The sequence below is a fragment of the Bradyrhizobium shewense genome, from assembly GCF_900094605.1.
GTDB classification, from domain to species: Bacteria; Pseudomonadota; Alphaproteobacteria; order Rhizobiales; family Xanthobacteraceae; genus Bradyrhizobium; species Bradyrhizobium shewense.
Window position 1 is genome coordinate 30,927 of the sequence record NZ_FMAI01000024.1, and the last position, 16,846, is coordinate 47,772.

17 protein-coding genes are annotated in these 16,846 nt (G+C 64.6%); 12 read left to right on the forward strand and 5 right to left on the reverse strand.

The window, feature by feature from the left end:
* Positions 1-13 precede the first annotated feature (13 nt).
* Entirely contained in the window at positions 14-253 is a 240-nt protein-coding gene (locus GA0061098_RS45295) for a hypothetical protein (protein ID WP_165637753.1), read from the reverse strand.
* On the opposite strand from GA0061098_RS45295, the gene GA0061098_RS33230 reads away from it, so the two are divergent.
* Genes GA0061098_RS33230 through GA0061098_RS33245 form a run of 4 tightly spaced genes read left to right on the forward strand, consistent with a single transcriptional unit; the run spans position 181 to position 6,056 of the window.
* The gene (locus GA0061098_RS33230; RefSeq protein WP_091965656.1) at positions 181-1,944 is read left to right on the forward strand and encodes an ABC transporter ATP-binding protein; all 1,764 of its coding nucleotides are present in this window, start codon (positions 181-183) and stop codon (positions 1,942-1,944) included. The genes GA0061098_RS45295 and GA0061098_RS33230 overlap by 73 nt on opposite strands.
* A gap of 58 nt (positions 1,945-2,002) precedes the next feature.
* Positions 2,003-4,207, forward strand: coding sequence for an amylo-alpha-1,6-glucosidase (locus GA0061098_RS33235; protein ID WP_091965657.1), 2,205 nt, complete (start codon positions 2,003-2,005; stop codon positions 4,205-4,207).
* 20 nt (positions 4,208-4,227) lie between these two features.
* Positions 4,228-4,746: a PRC-barrel domain-containing protein gene (locus GA0061098_RS33240; RefSeq protein WP_165637756.1), complete on the forward strand. Its 519-nt coding sequence runs from the start codon at positions 4,228-4,230 to the stop codon at positions 4,744-4,746.
* 23 nt (positions 4,747-4,769) lie between these two features.
* Positions 4,770-6,056: an MFS transporter gene (locus GA0061098_RS33245; protein ID WP_091965658.1), complete on the forward strand. Its 1,287-nt coding sequence runs from the start codon at positions 4,770-4,772 to the stop codon at positions 6,054-6,056.
* Positions 6,057-6,131: 75 nt separating this feature from the next.
* Here the strand turns inward: GA0061098_RS33245 and GA0061098_RS33250 are convergent, their stop codons facing one another.
* The 4 genes from GA0061098_RS33250 to fixL form a co-directional block, all read right to left on the reverse strand.
* Positions 6,132-6,830, reverse strand: a complete 699-nt coding sequence (locus GA0061098_RS33250; protein ID WP_026202804.1) for a helix-turn-helix domain-containing protein — start codon at positions 6,828-6,830, stop codon at positions 6,132-6,134.
* Positions 6,831-6,933: 103 nt separating this feature from the next.
* Positions 6,934-7,356 carry a response regulator transcription factor gene (locus tag GA0061098_RS33255; RefSeq protein WP_091965659.1) on the reverse strand — a complete coding sequence of 141 codons (423 nt, stop codon included), beginning with the start codon at positions 7,354-7,356 and terminating at the stop codon, positions 6,934-6,936.
* Positions 7,357-7,415: 59 nt separating this feature from the next.
* On the reverse strand, positions 7,416-8,033 hold the full coding sequence (gene fixJ, locus GA0061098_RS33260; protein WP_091965660.1) for a response regulator FixJ: 618 nt from the start codon (positions 8,031-8,033) through the stop codon (positions 7,416-7,418).
* A 17-nt stretch (positions 8,034-8,050) separates the two neighbouring features.
* Positions 8,051-9,568, reverse strand: coding sequence for a sensor protein FixL (gene fixL / locus GA0061098_RS33265; RefSeq protein ID WP_091965661.1), 1,518 nt, complete (start codon positions 9,566-9,568; stop codon positions 8,051-8,053).
* Between the two features lie 209 nt (positions 9,569-9,777).
* Here fixL and GA0061098_RS33270 point away from each other — a divergent pair, with 209 nt between their 5' ends.
* From GA0061098_RS33270 to GA0061098_RS33305, 8 genes are all read left to right on the forward strand, one after another.
* Positions 9,778-10,611, forward strand: a complete 834-nt coding sequence (locus tag GA0061098_RS33270; RefSeq protein WP_091965662.1) for a universal stress protein — start codon at positions 9,778-9,780, stop codon at positions 10,609-10,611.
* Positions 10,612-10,645: 34 nt separating this feature from the next.
* Positions 10,646-11,071: a CBS domain-containing protein gene (locus tag GA0061098_RS33275; RefSeq protein ID WP_028143087.1), complete on the forward strand. Its 426-nt coding sequence runs from the start codon at positions 10,646-10,648 to the stop codon at positions 11,069-11,071.
* Between the two features lie 223 nt (positions 11,072-11,294).
* The gene (gene ccoN / locus GA0061098_RS33280) at positions 11,295-12,944 is read left to right on the forward strand and encodes a cytochrome-c oxidase, cbb3-type subunit I (RefSeq protein ID WP_091965663.1); all 1,650 of its coding nucleotides are present in this window, start codon (positions 11,295-11,297) and stop codon (positions 12,942-12,944) included.
* Positions 12,945-12,955: 11 nt separating this feature from the next.
* Entirely contained in the window at positions 12,956-13,690 is a 735-nt protein-coding gene (gene ccoO / locus GA0061098_RS33285; RefSeq protein ID WP_018322741.1) for a cytochrome-c oxidase, cbb3-type subunit II, read from the forward strand.
* Positions 13,691-13,703: 13 nt separating this feature from the next.
* Positions 13,704-13,868 (forward strand): cbb3-type cytochrome oxidase subunit 3, encoded by a 165-nt coding sequence (locus GA0061098_RS33290; RefSeq protein ID WP_018322742.1) that lies wholly within the window; start codon positions 13,704-13,706, stop codon positions 13,866-13,868.
* 6 nt (positions 13,869-13,874) lie between these two features.
* Positions 13,875-14,750 carry a cytochrome-c oxidase, cbb3-type subunit III gene (ccoP, locus tag GA0061098_RS33295; RefSeq protein WP_091965664.1) on the forward strand — a complete coding sequence of 292 codons (876 nt, stop codon included), beginning with the start codon at positions 13,875-13,877 and terminating at the stop codon, positions 14,748-14,750.
* A gap of 112 nt (positions 14,751-14,862) precedes the next feature.
* The gene (gene ccoG, locus GA0061098_RS33300) at positions 14,863-16,329 is read left to right on the forward strand and encodes a cytochrome c oxidase accessory protein CcoG (protein ID WP_091965665.1); all 1,467 of its coding nucleotides are present in this window, start codon (positions 14,863-14,865) and stop codon (positions 16,327-16,329) included.
* Positions 16,330-16,348: 19 nt separating this feature from the next.
* The gene (locus GA0061098_RS33305; protein WP_091965666.1) at positions 16,349-16,840 is read left to right on the forward strand and encodes a FixH family protein; all 492 of its coding nucleotides are present in this window, start codon (positions 16,349-16,351) and stop codon (positions 16,838-16,840) included.
* Positions 16,841-16,846: the final 6 nt, after the last annotated feature.

The following is a 16,846-nucleotide window of genomic DNA, read 5'->3' on the forward strand; positions in this document are numbered from 1 at the left end:
CTTCCTCCGAACGTTACTTATTCGACACGTCCGGTGTTCGTCGCGATGCTGCCATCACATCTTCGCAGATCGTCCGCATCCGCATGTCGTGATGACATTGCCCGGGAACCGAGGCGAACTGGTCGATGTTCAATCGATCAGTAACAAATTTGAAGATCAGCAAAACGGGGCGATAGCCATATGGATCATCTTTCTGGATACGCGCGCAGGCCATTTGCCTTTGTCTTGCGCTATCTTCGGATGCGAATGACATCGCATCTGGTGATCCTGGCCGCGGTCGTCGCAGCGGTTGCCTGCTCCGTAGGCACCCAATACGGGGTCAAATCCCTCGTCGACGCCTTGTCTGCGGGTCCTTCGCAAGGCGGCGGCGTATGGCTGGCATTCATTTTACTCATGTCGCTGATCGCCGCTGACAACTTCCTGTGGCGGATCGCGAGCTGGACGGCGAGCTTCACCTTCGTTCGTGTCACGGGTGATTTACGGCGTGACATATTTCGTCATCTGACCGGACACGCGCCCAGTTACTTCTCGGACCGGATGCCCGGCATGCTGACGAGCCGTATCACCGCGACGTCGAACGCGGTGTTCACGGTTGAGAACATGTTCGTCTGGAACGTGTTGCCGCCCTGCATTGCCACAATTGCGGCAATCGCCCTGATTGGAACCGTCAGTCCTTATATGGCGCTTGGCCTGACCGTGATTGCCGGCGGCATGGTGATTGCGATGTTCCGCCTCGCCGCCGCGGGCAAGCCGCTGCATGACGACTTCGCCGACAAGGCCGCCGTGGTCGACGGTGAGATGATCGACGTCATCAGCAACATGCCCCTGGTGCGGGCCTTCTGCGGTATCGGCCACGAGCATGAGCGGTTCGACGCGACCGTGAGCCGGGAACTGACCGCGCGAAGCCGCAGCCTGCGTTATCTGGAAAAGCTGCGACTGTTGCATGCCGCTGTGACCGTGCTTCTGACGATCGCGCTGATGGCCTGGGCAGTCACGCTCTGGCAGCAGGGCGAGGCGACCACCGGCGACGTGGTGCTGGTCTGTACGCTCGGCATCTCCATCCTGAGCGCGACGCGCGACCTCGCGGTGGCGCTGGTCGACGTCACCCAGCACGTTGCGCGGCTGACCGAGGCGATCGCCACGCTGCTGGTGCCGCACGAATTGCGAGATCACCCCGAGGCGGAACCCCTGGTCAAGAGCGGCGCCGCGATCGCGTACAATAACGTCACCTTTGGCTATCCCGGCGGCGAGAAGATTTTCGAGCGCTTCAGCCTGCGGCTCCAGCCCGGCCAGCGCGTCGGCCTGGTCGGCCAGTCTGGCGGCGGCAAGTCCACGCTGTTCACGCTGCTGCAGCGCTTCTACGATACCGACGAGGGCAGCATCACGATCGACGGCCAGGACATTTCGAAGGTTACGCAGCAGAGCCTGCGCGAGGCGATCTCCGTGGTGCCCCAGGACATTTCCCTGTTCCACCGTTCCATTCGCGAGAATATCCGCTATGGTCGGCCCAACGCGACCGATGACGAGGTGCTGCGCGCGGCGATCGCGGCGCGCTGCGATTTCGTCGAGAGCCTGCCCGAGGGCCTCGATACCATGGTCGGCGACCGCGGCGTCAAGATGTCCGGCGGCCAGCGCCAGCGCATCGCGATCGCGCGCGCCTTCCTGAAGGATGCGCCGATCCTGCTGCTGGACGAGGCGACCGCCGCGCTCGACAGCGAATCCGAGGAGGCCATCCGCGAGGCGCTGTCGCGCCTGATGCGCGGCCGCACGGTGATCGCGATCGCGCATCGGCTGGCGACGCTGCGCAATTTCGACCGCGTGGTGGTGCTGAGGGCCGGTAAGATCATCGAGGACGGCGCGCCCGACCGACTGATGCAGGGTCACGGTCCCTACCGTGAGCTGGTGACGCAGGAGATGAGCCGGCTCGCGAAGTTCGCCGCGTAAACCCAACAGTCGCGTTCGCGTTGGTTGCGTTTCGAAACAAGCCGCAGGGGAGCAGCTCATGGCAGCCGAAGCCGTAACCAAGATCGTCTCCGTATCGCAGACGGTGGAGGCCGTCGCGGAGCAGACGTTCTACATTCCGATGACGGGGCCCGCCGCGCGGCCGCGGCGGTCCCTGAAACATGACGACACCTTCATCGTGCTCGACAGCCATGGCGACATCGGCGCGTCGGCCGGCGGGCCGGACGGCCTGTTTCACTACGACACCCGCTATCTGGCGCGGCTGGAGCTCGTGCTCGAGGATGTCCAGCCGCTGCTGCTCGGCTCCAACCTGCGCGACGACAATTCGGCGCTCACCGTCGATCTCACCAATCCCGACATCTATCGTCAGGGCCGCCTCGTCTTCCAGAAGGACCTGCTACACATCGTGCGCACGATCTTCCTGTGGCACGGCACGGCCTATCAGCGCATCGGCGTGCAGAACCATGGCGACGGACGGGCCAGTTTCGAGCTGACGCTGCTGTTCGACAACGACTTTGCGGACCTGTTCGAGGTGCGCGGCGAGCGGCGCCCGCGGCGCGGGACCGGCACGAGCAAATTGCTTGGGCCGACCGACGTGCTGTTCGAATATCGCGGTCTCGACGACAACGAGCGCACCACGGGGCTGCATTTCGACCCGCGTCCGACGCGGCTGTCGGTGAATGCCGCGACCTGGCAGATCGAGCTGGACCCGCATGAATCGAAATCGCTGTTCGTAGCCGTATCCTGCAATCGGCCGGTCGCGGAGAAGCCTGCACGCTTTTTCAGGGGCCTGCTAGCCCATCGCCGGGAGATGCGCCAGTCCACGATGGGCGCCGCCAGCATCGAGACCTCGAACAACATCTTCAACGAGGTGCTGTGCCAGGCCATGGCTGACCTCAACATGCTGATGACGGAGACGCCGCAAGGGCGTTATCCCTATGCCGGCATTCCCTGGTACTCGACGACGTTCGGCCGCGACGGCCTGATCACCGCGCTCCAGATGCTGTGGGTCGATCCGCGCGTCGCCAAGGGCGTCTTGCGCCGGCTCGCGCATTTCCAGGCCAAGGCGACAGATCCGCTCGCCGATGCCGCGCCCGGCAAGATCCTGCATGAGATGCGCGGCGGCGAGATGGCGGCGCTCCGCGAGGTGCCGTTCGCGCAATATTACGGCAGCGTCGATTCGACCGCGCTGTTCGTCCTGCTCGCCGGAAGCTATGTCGAACGGACCGGCGACGAGAAGACCTTGATCGAGCTATGGCCGGCGATCGAGGCGGGGCTGGCCTGGATCGACGGTCCCGGCGATCCTGATAAGGACGGCTTCGTCGAATACCAGCGCGCCACCGAGAAAGGACTTGCCAACCAGGGTTGGAAGGATTCCTACGACGCGATCTTCCATGTCGACGGCCAGCTTGCGGAAGGCAATATCGCGCTCGCCGAAGTCCAGGGCTACGTCTACGCCGCCAAGCTGCTCGCCGCGCGTTGCGCGCAGCGGCTCGGCAAGCCGGACCGCGTGCGCAAGCTCGAGGCCGAAGCCACGGCGCTGGCCGAGCGGTTCGAGAAGGCATTCTGGTGCGAGGAGCTCGGCACCTATGCGCTCGCCCTCGACGGCAGGAAGCGGCCCTGCAAGGTACGGACCTCGAACGCCGGCCAGGTGCTGTTTAGCGGCATGATCCGCGAGGACCGTGCCCGCCTTGTCGCCGCCGATCTGATGCGGCCGCATTTCTTCTCGGGCTGGGGCATCCGCACCGTCGCGCAAGGCGAGGTGCGCTACAACCCGATGTCCTATCATGACGGGTCGATCTGGCCGCACGACAACGCGCTGATCGCGCTCGGGCTCGCGCGCTACGGCCTCAAGCATTCGGTCGCGCATGTCTTCAAGGGGCTGTTCGACGCCGCCACCTATATGGACCTGCGCCGATTGCCCGAATTGTTCTGCGGCTTCCGGCGCGAGAAGCGGCGCGGCCCGACGCTCTATCCGGTCGCCTGCGCGCCGCAGGCCTGGGCCAGCGCGACGCCGTTCACGCTGCTGGAGGCGGCGCTCGGCATCGAGTTCGACGTGGCGCGCAGCGAGATTCGCCTGCGCAACCCGCATCTGCCGGCGTTCCTCAACGAGGTGATCCTGCGCGATCTCAGGCTCGGCGAATCCAGCGTCGATCTTCGCGTCAGCCGCCACGGCGACGACGTGGCGCTGGAAGTCTTGCGCACGCGCGGCCAGATCCAGGTGTCGATCGTGCTGGCGCGCTAGCGGCGCGCAGGGAGAGTGTCATGCGTGCGATCGGAGCGTTGATCCTAGGCATAGCCATCGTCGCGGGCCTGGCGGTGGCCACGTCGCGCGCCGCAGAGGAGCCGCCTGCAGGGCAGAGCGAGGCGAAAGCGCCGACGGCACCGTCGCCGACCTCGGCCGTTCCGGTCACGCCGAAGGACGCCGCGCCGCCGCCGTCGGTGACCATCATCGGCGCGAGCGAGGCCCATGGCGTGCTCGGCCGCGACGTGCGTAGCGCCGCGGATGAGGACATGGGCCGGATCGTCGACGTCATCGTCGACCGCGGCGGCCATGTCCGCGCCGCGGCCATCGATTTCGGCGGATTTCTCGGCGTCGGCAGCCGCAAGATCGTGGTGGATTGGAACGCATTGCGCTTCGGCAAGATTGCCAACAAAAAGGACAGCATCACGCTGGAATTGACCAAGGCGCAGGTCGCGGCCGCGCCGGAATACAAGGAAGACACGCCGATCGTCGTGCTCGGCGCGTCCGGCAGCCTTCAACCGCTGCAAGCGATCCAGTGAGGTGCCGGGAGGGCTGACCGCCTGTGCTGTTGTCGAGGAAGCCGAACCATGTAGATCGTGACGGCCGCGCCGAACAGGACGACGTCGCCGCGCCATCGGCCGCGGGCATTCCTGCGCCGTCGCGCCAGAGCCTGCGCGGCCTGGACTGGTTCATCTTCTTCCTCGCCGACGTGCAGACCGGATTCGGTCCCTTCATCGCGGTCTATCTGACGACCCAGAAATGGACCCAGGTCGAGATCGGCCTCGTGCTGTCGATCGGCGGTATCGTCGCCCTGATCGGGCAGATGCCGGGCGGGGCGATCATCGATGCCGCGAAATCGGAGCGGCTGGTCGCCGCCCTCGCGATCGCGACCATCGGCGCTTGCGCGCTGGCCTATGCAGCAATGCCGATCTTTCCCGTGGTGGTGGCCGCGGCCACCTTGCATGCGGCGGCGAGCTGCGTGCTGGGACCGGCGATTGCGGCGATCAGCCTTGGCCTCGTCGGCCCGCTCGCCATCGGCGAGCGGCTCGGCCGCAACGCGCGCTTTGCCTCGCTCGGCAACGGCGTCGCGGCCGCGGTGATGGGCACGGCGGGCTATCTGCTGTCGAGCCGTTCGGTCTTCCTGGTTACCTTCCTGCTCGCGATTCCGACCCTGATCGCCCTCTCGCGCATCCGCGAGCACGAGGTCGACATTGCGCGCTGTCACGGCGAGATGCCGCGCGAAGCGGCCGACCGTGGTGACACCAATATCTGGCACCTGATCCGGCAGCGGCCGCTCATCGTCTTCGCCCTGAGCGTGCTGTTGTTGCAGCTGGCGAATGCCGCGATGATGCCGCTGATGGCGAGTGCGGTGACGGCGCGGTCCGCCCAATGGGCGACGGTGCTCGTCGCCTTTTGCATCGTCGTTCCGCAAGCGATCGTGGCGCTGCTGTCGCCGACGGTCGGGCGCAAGGCGCAAGCGTGGGGCCGGCGGCCGTTGCTCCTGATCGGATTCGGCGCGCTGACGATTCGCGGCCTGCTGTTTGCCACCGTGCGTGATCCGTATCTGCTGGTCGCAGTGCAGGTGTTCGACGGCCTCACTGCGGCGGTGTTCGCGGTGATGATTCCGCTGATCGTGGCCGATGTCGCCTTCGGCAGCGGCCATTTCAACCTGGCGCAGGGCATCGTCGGCACTGCGATCGGCATCGGCGCGTCCTTAAGCACCGCGCTCGGAGGCTATGTCAGCGACAAGTTCGGCAATGCGACCGCCTTCGTGGGGCTGTCCGGCGTTGCCGCGACCGGGCTCTTGCTGATTCTTTTCGTGATGCCGGAGACGCGGCGCACGGCATGATTCGCGGCCCAAAGAAAATGGCCGGCCGAAACGCGTTCGGCCGGCCAAGTGGGTAGGAGGAAGATCAGGCGGAGATCAGGCGTCGAGATGTTGCAGGCGCTGGCGGTTGCGCAGCACGATCTGGCGGGCGCCGGAGAAGCCCAGAATGCCCTGGGCGTGAAGCTGCGACAGCGCGCGCGACACGGTTTCGAGGGTGAGGCCGAGATAGTCGCCGATGTCGCGGCGGCACATCGGCAGCGCCATCATGCCGGCAACGGCGAGGCGGCGGTCCATTTCGAGCAGGAAGGTCGCAACACGCTCCATCGCGGTCTTGCGGCCCAGCAGCAGCATGTGATCCTCGGCATGGCGCAGCTCCGAGGCGGTCATTGCCCAGAGCTTGCGGGCGACCTGGACGTCGGTGCCGGCGGCCTTCTCGAGGCTGGCGCGCTTCACGAGGCGCACGGTGGTGTCGATGATGGCTTCGGCAGCAAGGCGGTGAGCCGGACCGGATTCGAGGCCGAACACGTCGCCGGGAAGATGGAAGGCGCCGATCTGGCGGCGGCCGTCGGACAGGAGCTTGTAGCTGCTCACTGCGCCGGACACGACCTGGTAGACATATTCGGCCGGCTCGTCCTCGCCATAGATCTCCTCGTCCTTGCGGTAGGAGAACTCGGTGGCGACGAGGCCGACATGGCCGGTGATGGCGCCGAACTGGTCGGTAACGGGATGGCCTGGGGCGATCTTGCCAACAATCTGTGTGTTGATCGCCTGGGTGTTGAGGGTCTGGGTGAGCATCTGCGCCATCTCCGTTGTGATGGAGCATTGCTACGCGGGATCGTGCAATCCGGAAATTTCGAGCGATATCTTAAGGACGATTACCTACGTAGAATTCCGTAGGTCAGGTGTGGGGACGGTCCTGGATGGCGTGGCGGATGCACTTGACCAGGTTTTCGTCCAGAAGCGGCTTCAAAACCACGTCTTTGATGCCCGCAGTCGCAGCCCGGGCCGAGATGTTCTCGTCGGGATAGCCGGTGATCAGGATCACGGGCGTGTCGCCATCGGCCTGGCGCAGGCGGCCAGCCAGCTCGATGCCGTTGATGTCGGGCATCTTGTAGTCGATCACGTAGCAATCCGCGGCGGGCGCGCCGGCGGCATTGAGCAGCGCCGTGCCGCTCCTGAAGGTCCGCACGGCGAAGCCGTCGGTTTCCAGCAGGAATTGCAGGGAGCCCAGCACGGCGGCATCGTCGTCGACCACGTAGACGGTGGGCCTTGCCGGTGACGCCATAGGGAGCCGTTGAGGGTGCGAGCCGATCTCGATCATGCCGCCTTGGCTAGCACAGCCATGCGGAGCGATCTTGACTTGCCTCAATCCGGTTTGGCTCAATCCTTGAGCATGCCGGCGCGCATCGCCAGCCGGACCAGCTCCGACAGGCTGTTGGCCTGCATCTTGGTCATGACGTTGGCACGGTAGACCTCGATGGTGCGCGGGCTGATGTCGTATTCGCGGGCGATCAGCTTGTTGGACAAGCCTGCGATCAGCCCTTCCATGACCTGGCGCTCCCGGGGGCTCAAAGAGGCGACGCGGGCGGCGATGTCCTGCGTGACGGCCTCGCTCTTGGCGGCGGGCTCGGCCTGGCGGATCGCCGATTCGATCATGGTGGTGAGGCGGTCGTCCTCGAACGGCTTTTCCAGGAAGTCGACCGCCCCCAGCTTCATCGCCTCGACCGCGAGCGGCACGTCGCCGTGACCGGTCATGATCAGGATCGGAAACGGGCTTTGCTGCGCCTTCATCCGCTTGAGCAGCTCGATCCCGTCGAGTCCCGGCATGCGCACGTCGGAGACGACGCAGCCGAAGGCGAGGCCGGGCAGGGCGTCGAGGAAGCTCTGCGCATTGTCGAACAGCGTGACGCCGAAGCCGGCGGAATCCAGCAGGAAGTTCAGCGAATCCCGCATCGCCGCATCGTCGTCGATGACGTAGATATGTCCCTTGGTGGTCATGTATCGGTTCTCGTCAGTCAGTTCTCGGCGGTCGCCGGCAGGGTGAAACGGAATGTCGCGCCGCCCGATGCATTACTCTCGGCCCACATGCGGCCGCCGTGAGCCTCGATGATCGAGCGGCTGATGGACAGTCCCACGCCCATGCCGGTTTCCTTGGTGGTGAAGAAGGTCTGAAACAGGTTTGGAATGACGTCGCCCTGGAAGCCGGAGCCGGTGTCGGAGACCTCCACCTCGATCATGTCGTCGGCGACGCGGGTGTTGGCGACGACGAGCTCGCGGCGCGGCGACTGCGCCATCGCCTCCAGCGCGTTGCGGAACAGATTGACCAGCACCTGCTGGATCTGCACCCGGTCGGCGAGGACGAGATCGGAGTCGGGATCGAGGCTGAAGCGGAGCTGCACGTTCTGCTCGCGCGCGCCGGCGAGCCCGAGCGCGCCGGCCTCCTCGATCAGCTTGGACAGGCTCTCGACCCGCTTCTCCGACTCGCCGCGCGAGACGAAGTCGCGCAGGCGCCGGATGATCTGGCCGGCGCGCAAGGCCTGCTCCGCCGCGCGATCCAGCGCGCTTTCGATCTTCGGCGTGTTCGCGTCGGTGCTGCCGGCGAGCAGCCGCCGCGATCCCTTCATGTAGTTGCTGATCGCGGCCAGCGGCTGGTTGAGCTCGTGGGCGAGCGCGGAAGCCATTTCGCCCATCGCGGTCAGTCGCGAGACGTGGACGAGCTCGGATTGCAATTCCTGGAGCCGGGCCTGGGTCTGCTGGTGCTCGGTGAGGTCGCGGACGAATCCGGTGAAATAGGGCTCGCCGGCGGATTCCATCTCGCCGATCGACAGGTGCATCGGAAAGGTCGTGCCGTCGCGGCGCTTGCCGGTCACGATGCGGCCGATGCCGATGATGTGCGGATCGTTCGTGGAGCGGTAGCGGGCGATGTAGCCGTCGTGGCGGGTGCGATCGGGCTCCGGCATCAGGATGCTGACGTTCTGGCCGATCGCCTCGTGCTCGGACCAGCCGAACAGGCGCTCCGCAGCCGTGCTGAACAGCTGCATGATGCCGTGGCCGTCGATGACGATCATGGCGTCGGGAATAGTATGGAGAATCGAGCGGAGATGGGTCTCGCGCGTGCGCAGCGCCTCCTCGACCTGCTTTTCCTCGTCGATGTCGAGAAAGATGCCGCTGAGATGGCGGGCGACACCGACCTCGTCCCTGATCAGTCCGGCGCGGGCCCTGATCCATTTGCCCCGGTCGGCCTTGCCGGAGATCCTGAAAGAGACGTCAAAGCCGCCGCCATGTTCGGCAACCTGTTTGATCGCGGTCTCGACACGCGCGCGGTCCTCGGGCTCGAGCCGCGACAGGAAGAGGTCGTAGCTCGCCGGCTGGCCACGCTCGATACCGAGCAGCGTCCTCGCGGTTTCCGACCACTCCAGTTCTTGCGTCGAGAGGTCGAGATCCCAGGTGCCGACGCCGAACCCCTCGATCCGGACCCGGAAATGCTCGCCGCGACCATCGTCTGGCGGATGCGTTACTCGGGTCGGCGACAATCGGTTGCTCCTCTTTTCTCCTGCGACGAGCGTGGCGCCGCGAACATGGCGGCAATTTCGCCTAAGGCCGGGCCGGAGGCAAGTTCGGATGTCTGATTCCATTGGCGGATTTGCCGCAACTCGGCAGGCGGCGATTTGATCTACCTCATCCTGCCCGGTCACGGCGAGGCTAGATTTCGCACCAGTTCATTGCCGTTCGGAGATTCCCGATGACATATGCGACCGTGATGGTCAGCCTCGCGCTGGATCAGCCCAACCAAGCGCGTCTTCAGGTCGCGGGCGAGCTCGCCGAACGATACGAGGCCACGCTCGTCGGGGTTGCCGCAGCCCGGTTCGCGCCGCCGCTTTATTTCACCGACGGTGCGGAGGCCCAGCGCCTGATCGATCAGGAGGAGGCCTCAGTCAAGCGGTGTCTGGGCGATCTGGAGGCGGAATTCCGCGCCGCGACCCGGACTCGCGGCGGGCGCGTGGAATGGCGCTGCGCCACGGATTTTCCCACGCGGTTCGTCCCGGCTCAGGCGCGCTGCGCCGACATCATCGTCAGCGGCGGGCAGAGTCCGGCCTTCTCCGATGCCTTTTCGCTCGCAAGCCCCAGGGACTTGGTGATGCAGGTCGGCCGACCGCTGCTGGTGGTGCCTGATCGAATCAACTGGCTCGATCTGCGCAGCGTGCTGGTGGCCTGGAAGGACACGCCCGAGGCGCGGCGGGCGGTGGCGGACGCGCTGCCGATGCTGCGCAAGGCGAGGGATGTCACCATCGTTGAAATCCCGGAGCGCGATGATGACCGTTCGGTCGTGATGGCCGGCGTCACCGACGTCGCCGCCTGGCTCGCCCGCCACGGCATCACCGCGACCGCGCGCGTCTGCGAAGGCGACCGGAACGAAACCGCTGCCGCGCAATTGGAAAAAGTCGCCGGCGACGTCGATGCCGGCCTGATCGTTGCGGGCGCCTATGGTCATTCGAGGTTTCGTGAACTGATCCTGGGAGGCGTCACCCAATATCTGGTCACGCAGACCGCCCGCAGCGTGCTGCTGTCGCACTGACGGCCGGCCAGAATCGAATCGAGGAGGACGCGCCGTGTACAGATTTCTTGAACAGACCGTCGACGGCTACATGACGCGCAACGTCAAGGCGGTGCAGCGCGACCGTGACCTGCTCGAGCTCAGCGAGATGTTCGAGACCGACGATTTCAACTCCTATCCGGTCGAGGACGACGGGCAGGTGGTCGGCATCGTCACCAAATTCGACATCCTGAAGTGCTTCGCCTTCACGCCGAGCCAGATGCTGCCCCGCTATCACGACCTGATGAGCCGCAAGATCGGCGACGTCATGACGCCCGAGTTCATCTATGTCAGCCCCGACACGCGGCTGACGCGCGTGCTCCAGATCATGGTGGAGCACCGCATCAGGAGCATCATCGTGCTCGACGGTGCGCAGAAGCTGGTCGGAATCATCGCCCGCGAGGATGTCATCGCGGCGCTGAAGGCGACCGCGCGCGACTGACAAACCATTCTGATCGAATTTCATTATCGCCTCCGTGATTATACGGAGGCTATTCCCGTTTGCGCGTCACGCCGGGCCGGCCTTCTCGTGTGTCGAGATTTCGAGGGAACCAGCAAGATCATCGCCGGGCTCCGAAGAACTTAAATGCCTGTCTTGATTTCAATCAATTCCGAGTGAGGGTGAATGTGGTTTCTGGCGCTGTGTTCTTTCAGAGAGAATCCGCATGAGCCAGCCCTCCATTTCCAAATCCATGACCATCGGTGAAAGCGGCCTGGCTGTCGTGTTCGCAGTCACCGCCTTCCTCTGCGTGATCGCCTCGGCCAAGGCGCTCGATGCGCCGTTCGCCTTCCATGCCGCGCTCAGCGCGGCGGCGAGCCTTGCTGCGGTGTTCGTCATCGTCAACCGCTACCTCGATCGCCCGGCCACGCTGCCGCCAGCGGAGATCAACGGCCGCCCGAACTACAACATGGGGCCGATCAAGTTCACCGCCTTCATGGCGATGTTCTGGGGCATCGCCGGCTTCCTCGTCGGCCTCATCATCGCCTCTCAGCTGGCCTGGCCCGCGCTGAACTTCGATCTGCCCTGGACCAGCTTCGGTCGGCTGCGGCCGCTGCACACCTCCGCCGTGATCTTCGCCTTTGGCGGCAATGTGCTGATCGGCACGTCGTTCTACGTGGTGCAGAAGTCCTGCCGCGCGCGCCTCGCCGGCGACCTCGCGCCCTGGTTCGTCGTGGTGGGCTACAATTTCTTCATTCTGATCGCCGGCACCGGCTATCTGCTCGGCGTCACCCAGTCGAAGGAATATGCCGAGCCGGAATGGTATGCCGATCTGTGGCTGACCATCGTCTGGGTCGCTTACTTGCTCGTCTTCCTTGCCACCGTCATCAAGCGCAAGGAGCCGCACATCTTCGTCGCGAACTGGTTCTATCTCGCCTTCATCGTGACGATCGCGGTGCTGCATCTCGGCAACAACCCGGCGCTCCCCGTCTCGGTGTTCGGCTCGAAGTCCTACGTCGCCTGGGGCGGCATCCAGGACGCCATGTTCCAGTGGTGGTACGGCCACAACGCGGTCGGCTTCTTCCTGACCGCCGGCTTCCTCGCCATCATGTACTACTTCATTCCGAAGCGCGCCGAGCGGCCGATCTATTCCTACCGGCTGTCGATCATCCACTTCTGGGCGCTGATCTTCCTCTACATCTGGGCAGGTCCCCACCATCTGCACTACACGGCGCTGCCGGACTGGACGCAGACGCTGGGCATGACCTTCTCGATCATGCTGTGGATGCCCTCCTGGGGCGGCATGATCAACGGCCTGATGACGCTGTCGGGTGCCTGGGACAAGCTGCGCACCGATCCCGTGCTGCGCATGCTCGTGGTCTCCGTCGCCTTCTACGGCATGTCGACCTTCGAAGGCCCGATGATGTCGATCAAGGTGGTCAACTCGCTCAGCCACTACACCGACTGGACCATCGGCCACGTGCACTCCGGCGCGCTCGGCTGGGTCGGCTTCGTGTCCTTCGGCGCGCTCTACTGCCTGGTGCCGTGGGCCTGGAATCGCAAGGGCCTCTACAGCCTGAAGCTCGTCAACTGGCACTTCTGGGTCGCGACCCTCGGCATCGTCCTCTACATCTCGGCGATGTGGGTGTCCGGCATCCTCCAGGGCCTGATGTGGCGCGCCTACACCTCGCTCGGCTTCCTCGAATATTCCTTCATCGAGACCGTCGAGGCGATGCATCCCTTCTACATCATCCGCGCCGCCGGCGGCGGGCTGTTCCTGATCGGCTCGTTGATCATGGCCTATAACCTCTGGATGACCGTTCGCGTCGGCGAGGCGGAAGTCCAGATGCCCGTCGCTCTTCAGCCGGCGGAATGAGGAGCTCCACCATGTCGTTCTGGACACGCCACCAAATCTTCGAAAAGAACTCGATCATCCTGATCGTCGGCATCCTGCTGGTGATCGCGATCGGCGGTCTCGTCGAGATCACCCCGCTGTTCTATCTCAAGAGCACGATCGAGAAGGTCGACGGGGTCAGGCCCTACACGCCGCTGGAGCTGGCGGGCCGCAACGTCTACGTTCGCGAGGGCTGCTATCTCTGCCACTCGCAGATGGTTCGCCCGCTGCGCGACGAGGTCGAGCGCTACGGCCACTTCTCGCTCGCCGCCGAGAGCATGTACGACCATCCGTTCCAGTGGGGCTCGAAGCGCACCGGTCCCGACCTTGCCCGCGTCGGCGCCAAATATTCCGACGACTGGCACGTCACCCATCTGACCAACCCGCGCGCGATCGTGCCGCAGTCGGTGATGCCGGGCTATCCGTTCCTCAGCCAGACCGAGGTCGACCCGGACACGATCGCCGACCACATGCGCACGCTGAAGGCCGTCGGCACGCCTTACACGGACGACCAGATCGCCAACGCGGGCGCCGACATGAAGGCCCAGGCCGACCCGGACAATTCAGGTGGCGACGCCTTCAACAAGCGCTACGCCAAGGCCGTCGTGCGCAATTTCGACGGCAAGGCCGGCACGCCGACCGAGATGGACGCGCTGGTCGCGTACCTGCAGATGCTCGGCACGCTGGTCGACTTCAAGATCTACAACGAGAAAGCCAATCTTCGCTGAGAAGGCATGAACGATGAAAGCTATCCTGTCAGTCCATAATCTAGCGTCCGAGCTCGTGACGACGATCTGGACCCCGGTGTTCGTCGCGATCTTTCTCGCGATCATCGCCTACGCATTTTGGCCCCGTAACAAGGCTGTCTTCGACGAAGCAGCGCACCTGCCGTTGCGGGAGGAGTGAGAGACCATGACCGATCATCATAGCGACATCGATTCCGTCTCCGGCAAGTCCACGACCGGGCACGAGTGGGACGGTATCAAGGAGCTCAACACACCGCTGCCGCGCTGGTGGGTGATCTCGTTCTACCTCACCATCATCTGGTCGATCGGCTACTGGATCGTCTATCCGGCCTGGCCGCTGATCCAAGGCAATACCACGGGCATGTTCGGCTACTCCTCGCGCGCCGACGTCGCGGTCGAGCTCGCCAACCTCGAGAAGATCCGCGGTGACAAGATGGCGGCGCTGGGCGCAGCCTCGCTCGCCGACATCGAAAAGGACCCGGCCCTGCTGGCGCTCGCCCGCGCCAAGGGCAAAACCGTGTTCGGCGACAATTGCGCGCCCTGCCACGGGTCCGGCGGCGCCGGCGCCAAGGGCTATCCGAACCTGAACGACGACGACTGGCTGTGGGGCGGCACGCTCGACCAGATCATGCAGACCATCCAGTTCGGCGCGCGCTCCGGTCATGCCAAGACCCATGAGGGCCAGATGCTCGCCTTCGGCAAAGACGGCGTGCTGAAGTCCGACGAGATCGTCACGGTCGCCAATTACGTGCGGTCACTGTCGGGCCTTTCGACCCGTAACGGCTTCGATGCCGCCAAGGGCGAGAAGATCTTCGCGGAAAATTGCGTCGCCTGCCACGGCGACGGCGGCAAGGGCAACCAGGAGATGGGCGCCCCGAACCTGACCGACAAGATCTGGCTCTACGGCTCCGACGAGGCGGCTCTGATCGAGACCATCAGCCAGGGCCGTGCCGGCGTCATGCCGGCTTGGGAAGGGCGGCTCGATCCCGCCACCATCAAGGCAATGGCGGTCTACGTCCATTCGCTGGGCGGTGGAAAATAGCAGATCTCGCTGCAGACGGGGGTGAACAAAAATGCCCCCGTTTGCGCTGGATCAACTGACGCGGCGGTGTCGGGTCTAGGTTCAATCGCACCTTTTCGAGAAGCTCCAGGCGATGAACAAGACCGTGAACCCCAAAGACCTCACATTGGACGATGACAACGGGCCGCTCTACGCAGCCCACAAGAAGGTCTATCCCCAGAGCGTCTCCGGCACGTTCCGCCGGATCAAATGGGGCCTGATGGCATTCTGCCTCGGCGTCTATTATTTCCTGCCCTTCGTGCGCTGGAATCGCGGTCTCGGCGCCCCCAGCCAGGCGGTGCTGATCGATCTTCCCAACAGCCGCTTCTATTTCTTCTTCATCGAGCTGTGGCCGCAGGAGGTCTACTACTTTACCGGCCTGCTGATCGTCGCCGCGGTGGCGCTGTTCCTGATGAACTCCGTCGGCGGCCGCATCTGGTGCGGCTATCTCTGCCCGCAGACGGTGTGGACCGACCTGTTCTATGCCGTCGAACGCCTGATCGAAGGTGACCGGCGCGAGCGGATGAAGAAGGACAAATCGTCCGACCCGCTGAAGCTCGAGCGGATCTCCGAGATCGTGCTCAAGCATTCGATCTGGCTCATGATCGCCTGGTGGACCGGCGGCGCCTGGGTGCTCTATTTCAACGACGCGCCAACCCTGGTGAAGGAGCTCGTCACCTTCCAGGGCCCGATGATCGCCTATGTCTGGATCGGCATCCTCACCGCGACGACCTATCTGCTCGCCGGTTACATGCGCGAGCAGGTCTGTACCTATATGTGCCCGTGGCCGCGCATCCAGGCCGCGCTCACCGACGAATGGGCGCTGAACGTCACCTACCGCTACGACCGCGGCGAGAAGCGCACCTCGGTCAAGAAGGCCGCCGAACTGCGCGCGCTCGGCGAGCAGGTTGGCGATTGCGTCGATTGCTACCAGTGCGTCGCGGTTTGCCCGACCGGCATCGACATCCGCAATGGACCGCAGATGGAATGCATCCAGTGCGGCCTCTGCATCGACGCCTGCGACAACGTGATGACCAAGATCGGCCGGCCGAAGCGGCTGATCGGCTACGACAACGACATCAATATCCATCGACGCCAGGAGGGCAAGGCGCCGATCTATCGCATCGTCCGGCCTCGCACCATCGTCTACAGCGCGATCATCGCGGCCATCGGCGGCTTCATGATCTACACGCTGGCGACGCGCAGCCTGCTCGACGTCAACGTGCTGCACGATCGCAATCCGGTCGCGGTCAAGCTCAGCGATGGCTCGATCCGCAACGCCTACACGGTGCGGCTGCTGAACAAAAGCGGCTATGACCGCGTCATCGCGATCGACGCGAACGGCCCGGCCAACGCGACCATCCACGTCATCGGCATCGATTCCGTGACGCCTGATAGGCCGATGATCGTGATCCCGCGCGACTCTACCAGCGAGCTGCGCCTGCTCGTCACCGCGCCGGCCGAGAACAATCCGGAGAAGTCGGTCCCCGTCCGCTTCCACGTTACCGATATCGGGCTCGGCGAGGTCGCGTCCGCCACCGACAATTTCGTCTCGCCTTGAGAAAAGTCTGGAGTTAGTCATGGCATCCGCCCCGAAGCCGCTGACCGGAACGAAAGTCTTCCTGATGCTGGTCGCCTTCTTCGGCCTCGTGATCGGCGTCAACGTCACCATGATGAAGCTCGCGATCGCGACGCTGCCCGGCACTGAGGTCGACAGCCCCTATGCCGCGGGCCTGACCTATGATCGCGAGATCTCGGCAGCGCACGAGCAGACCGCGCGTAAATGGAAAGTCAACGCCCGTATCGAGCGCCGCAACGACGGCGGTGCCATGCTTCAGGTCGAAGCACACGATGCCAGCGGCCAGCCGATCGCCGGACTGAAATTCGGCGGCCGGCTGGAGCGGCCGACCGACAAGCGCGCCGATCTCGCCGTCGAGCTCACCGAGGCCGGCATCGGCCTCTATCGCGGCCATGCCGCGTCGGTCGCGCCCGGGCAATGGGATCTGGTGATCGAGGGCGAGGCGCGGGGGACGCGTGTGTTCCTGTCGCGTAATCGCGTGATCCTGAACTGAAGGACT

Excerpts from the sequence above, each read along its gene's own strand:
- GA0061098_RS33250 (WP_026202804.1), bottom strand. The coding sequence starts at position 6,830 with ATGCTCACCCAGACCCTCAACACCCAGGCGATCAACACACAGATTGTT.
- GA0061098_RS33270 (WP_091965662.1), top strand. The coding sequence starts at position 9,778 with ATGACATATGCGACCGTGATGGTCAGCCTCGCGCTGGATCAGCCCAAC.
- GA0061098_RS33255 (WP_091965659.1), bottom strand. The coding sequence starts at position 7,356 with ATGATCGAGATCGGCTCGCACCCTCAACGGCTCCCTATGGCGTCACCG.
- fixJ (WP_091965660.1), bottom strand. The coding sequence starts at position 8,033 with ATGACCACCAAGGGACATATCTACGTCATCGACGACGATGCGGCGATG.
- ccoP (WP_091965664.1), top strand. The coding sequence starts at position 13,875 with ATGACCGATCATCATAGCGACATCGATTCCGTCTCCGGCAAGTCCACG.
- GA0061098_RS45295 (WP_165637753.1), bottom strand. The coding sequence starts at position 253 with ATGTCATTCGCATCCGAAGATAGCGCAAGACAAAGGCAAATGGCCTGC.
- GA0061098_RS33240 (WP_165637756.1), top strand. The coding sequence starts at position 4,228 with ATGCGTGCGATCGGAGCGTTGATCCTAGGCATAGCCATCGTCGCGGGC.
- ccoN (WP_091965663.1), top strand. The coding sequence starts at position 11,295 with ATGAGCCAGCCCTCCATTTCCAAATCCATGACCATCGGTGAAAGCGGC.
- GA0061098_RS33290 (WP_018322742.1), top strand. The coding sequence starts at position 13,704 with ATGAAAGCTATCCTGTCAGTCCATAATCTAGCGTCCGAGCTCGTGACG.
- GA0061098_RS33305 (WP_091965666.1), top strand. The coding sequence starts at position 16,349 with ATGGCATCCGCCCCGAAGCCGCTGACCGGAACGAAAGTCTTCCTGATG.
- GA0061098_RS33230 (WP_091965656.1), top strand. The coding sequence starts at position 181 with ATGGATCATCTTTCTGGATACGCGCGCAGGCCATTTGCCTTTGTCTTG.
- ccoO (WP_018322741.1), top strand. The coding sequence starts at position 12,956 with ATGTCGTTCTGGACACGCCACCAAATCTTCGAAAAGAACTCGATCATC.
- GA0061098_RS33235 (WP_091965657.1), top strand. The coding sequence starts at position 2,003 with ATGGCAGCCGAAGCCGTAACCAAGATCGTCTCCGTATCGCAGACGGTG.
- ccoG (WP_091965665.1), top strand. The coding sequence starts at position 14,863 with ATGAACAAGACCGTGAACCCCAAAGACCTCACATTGGACGATGACAAC.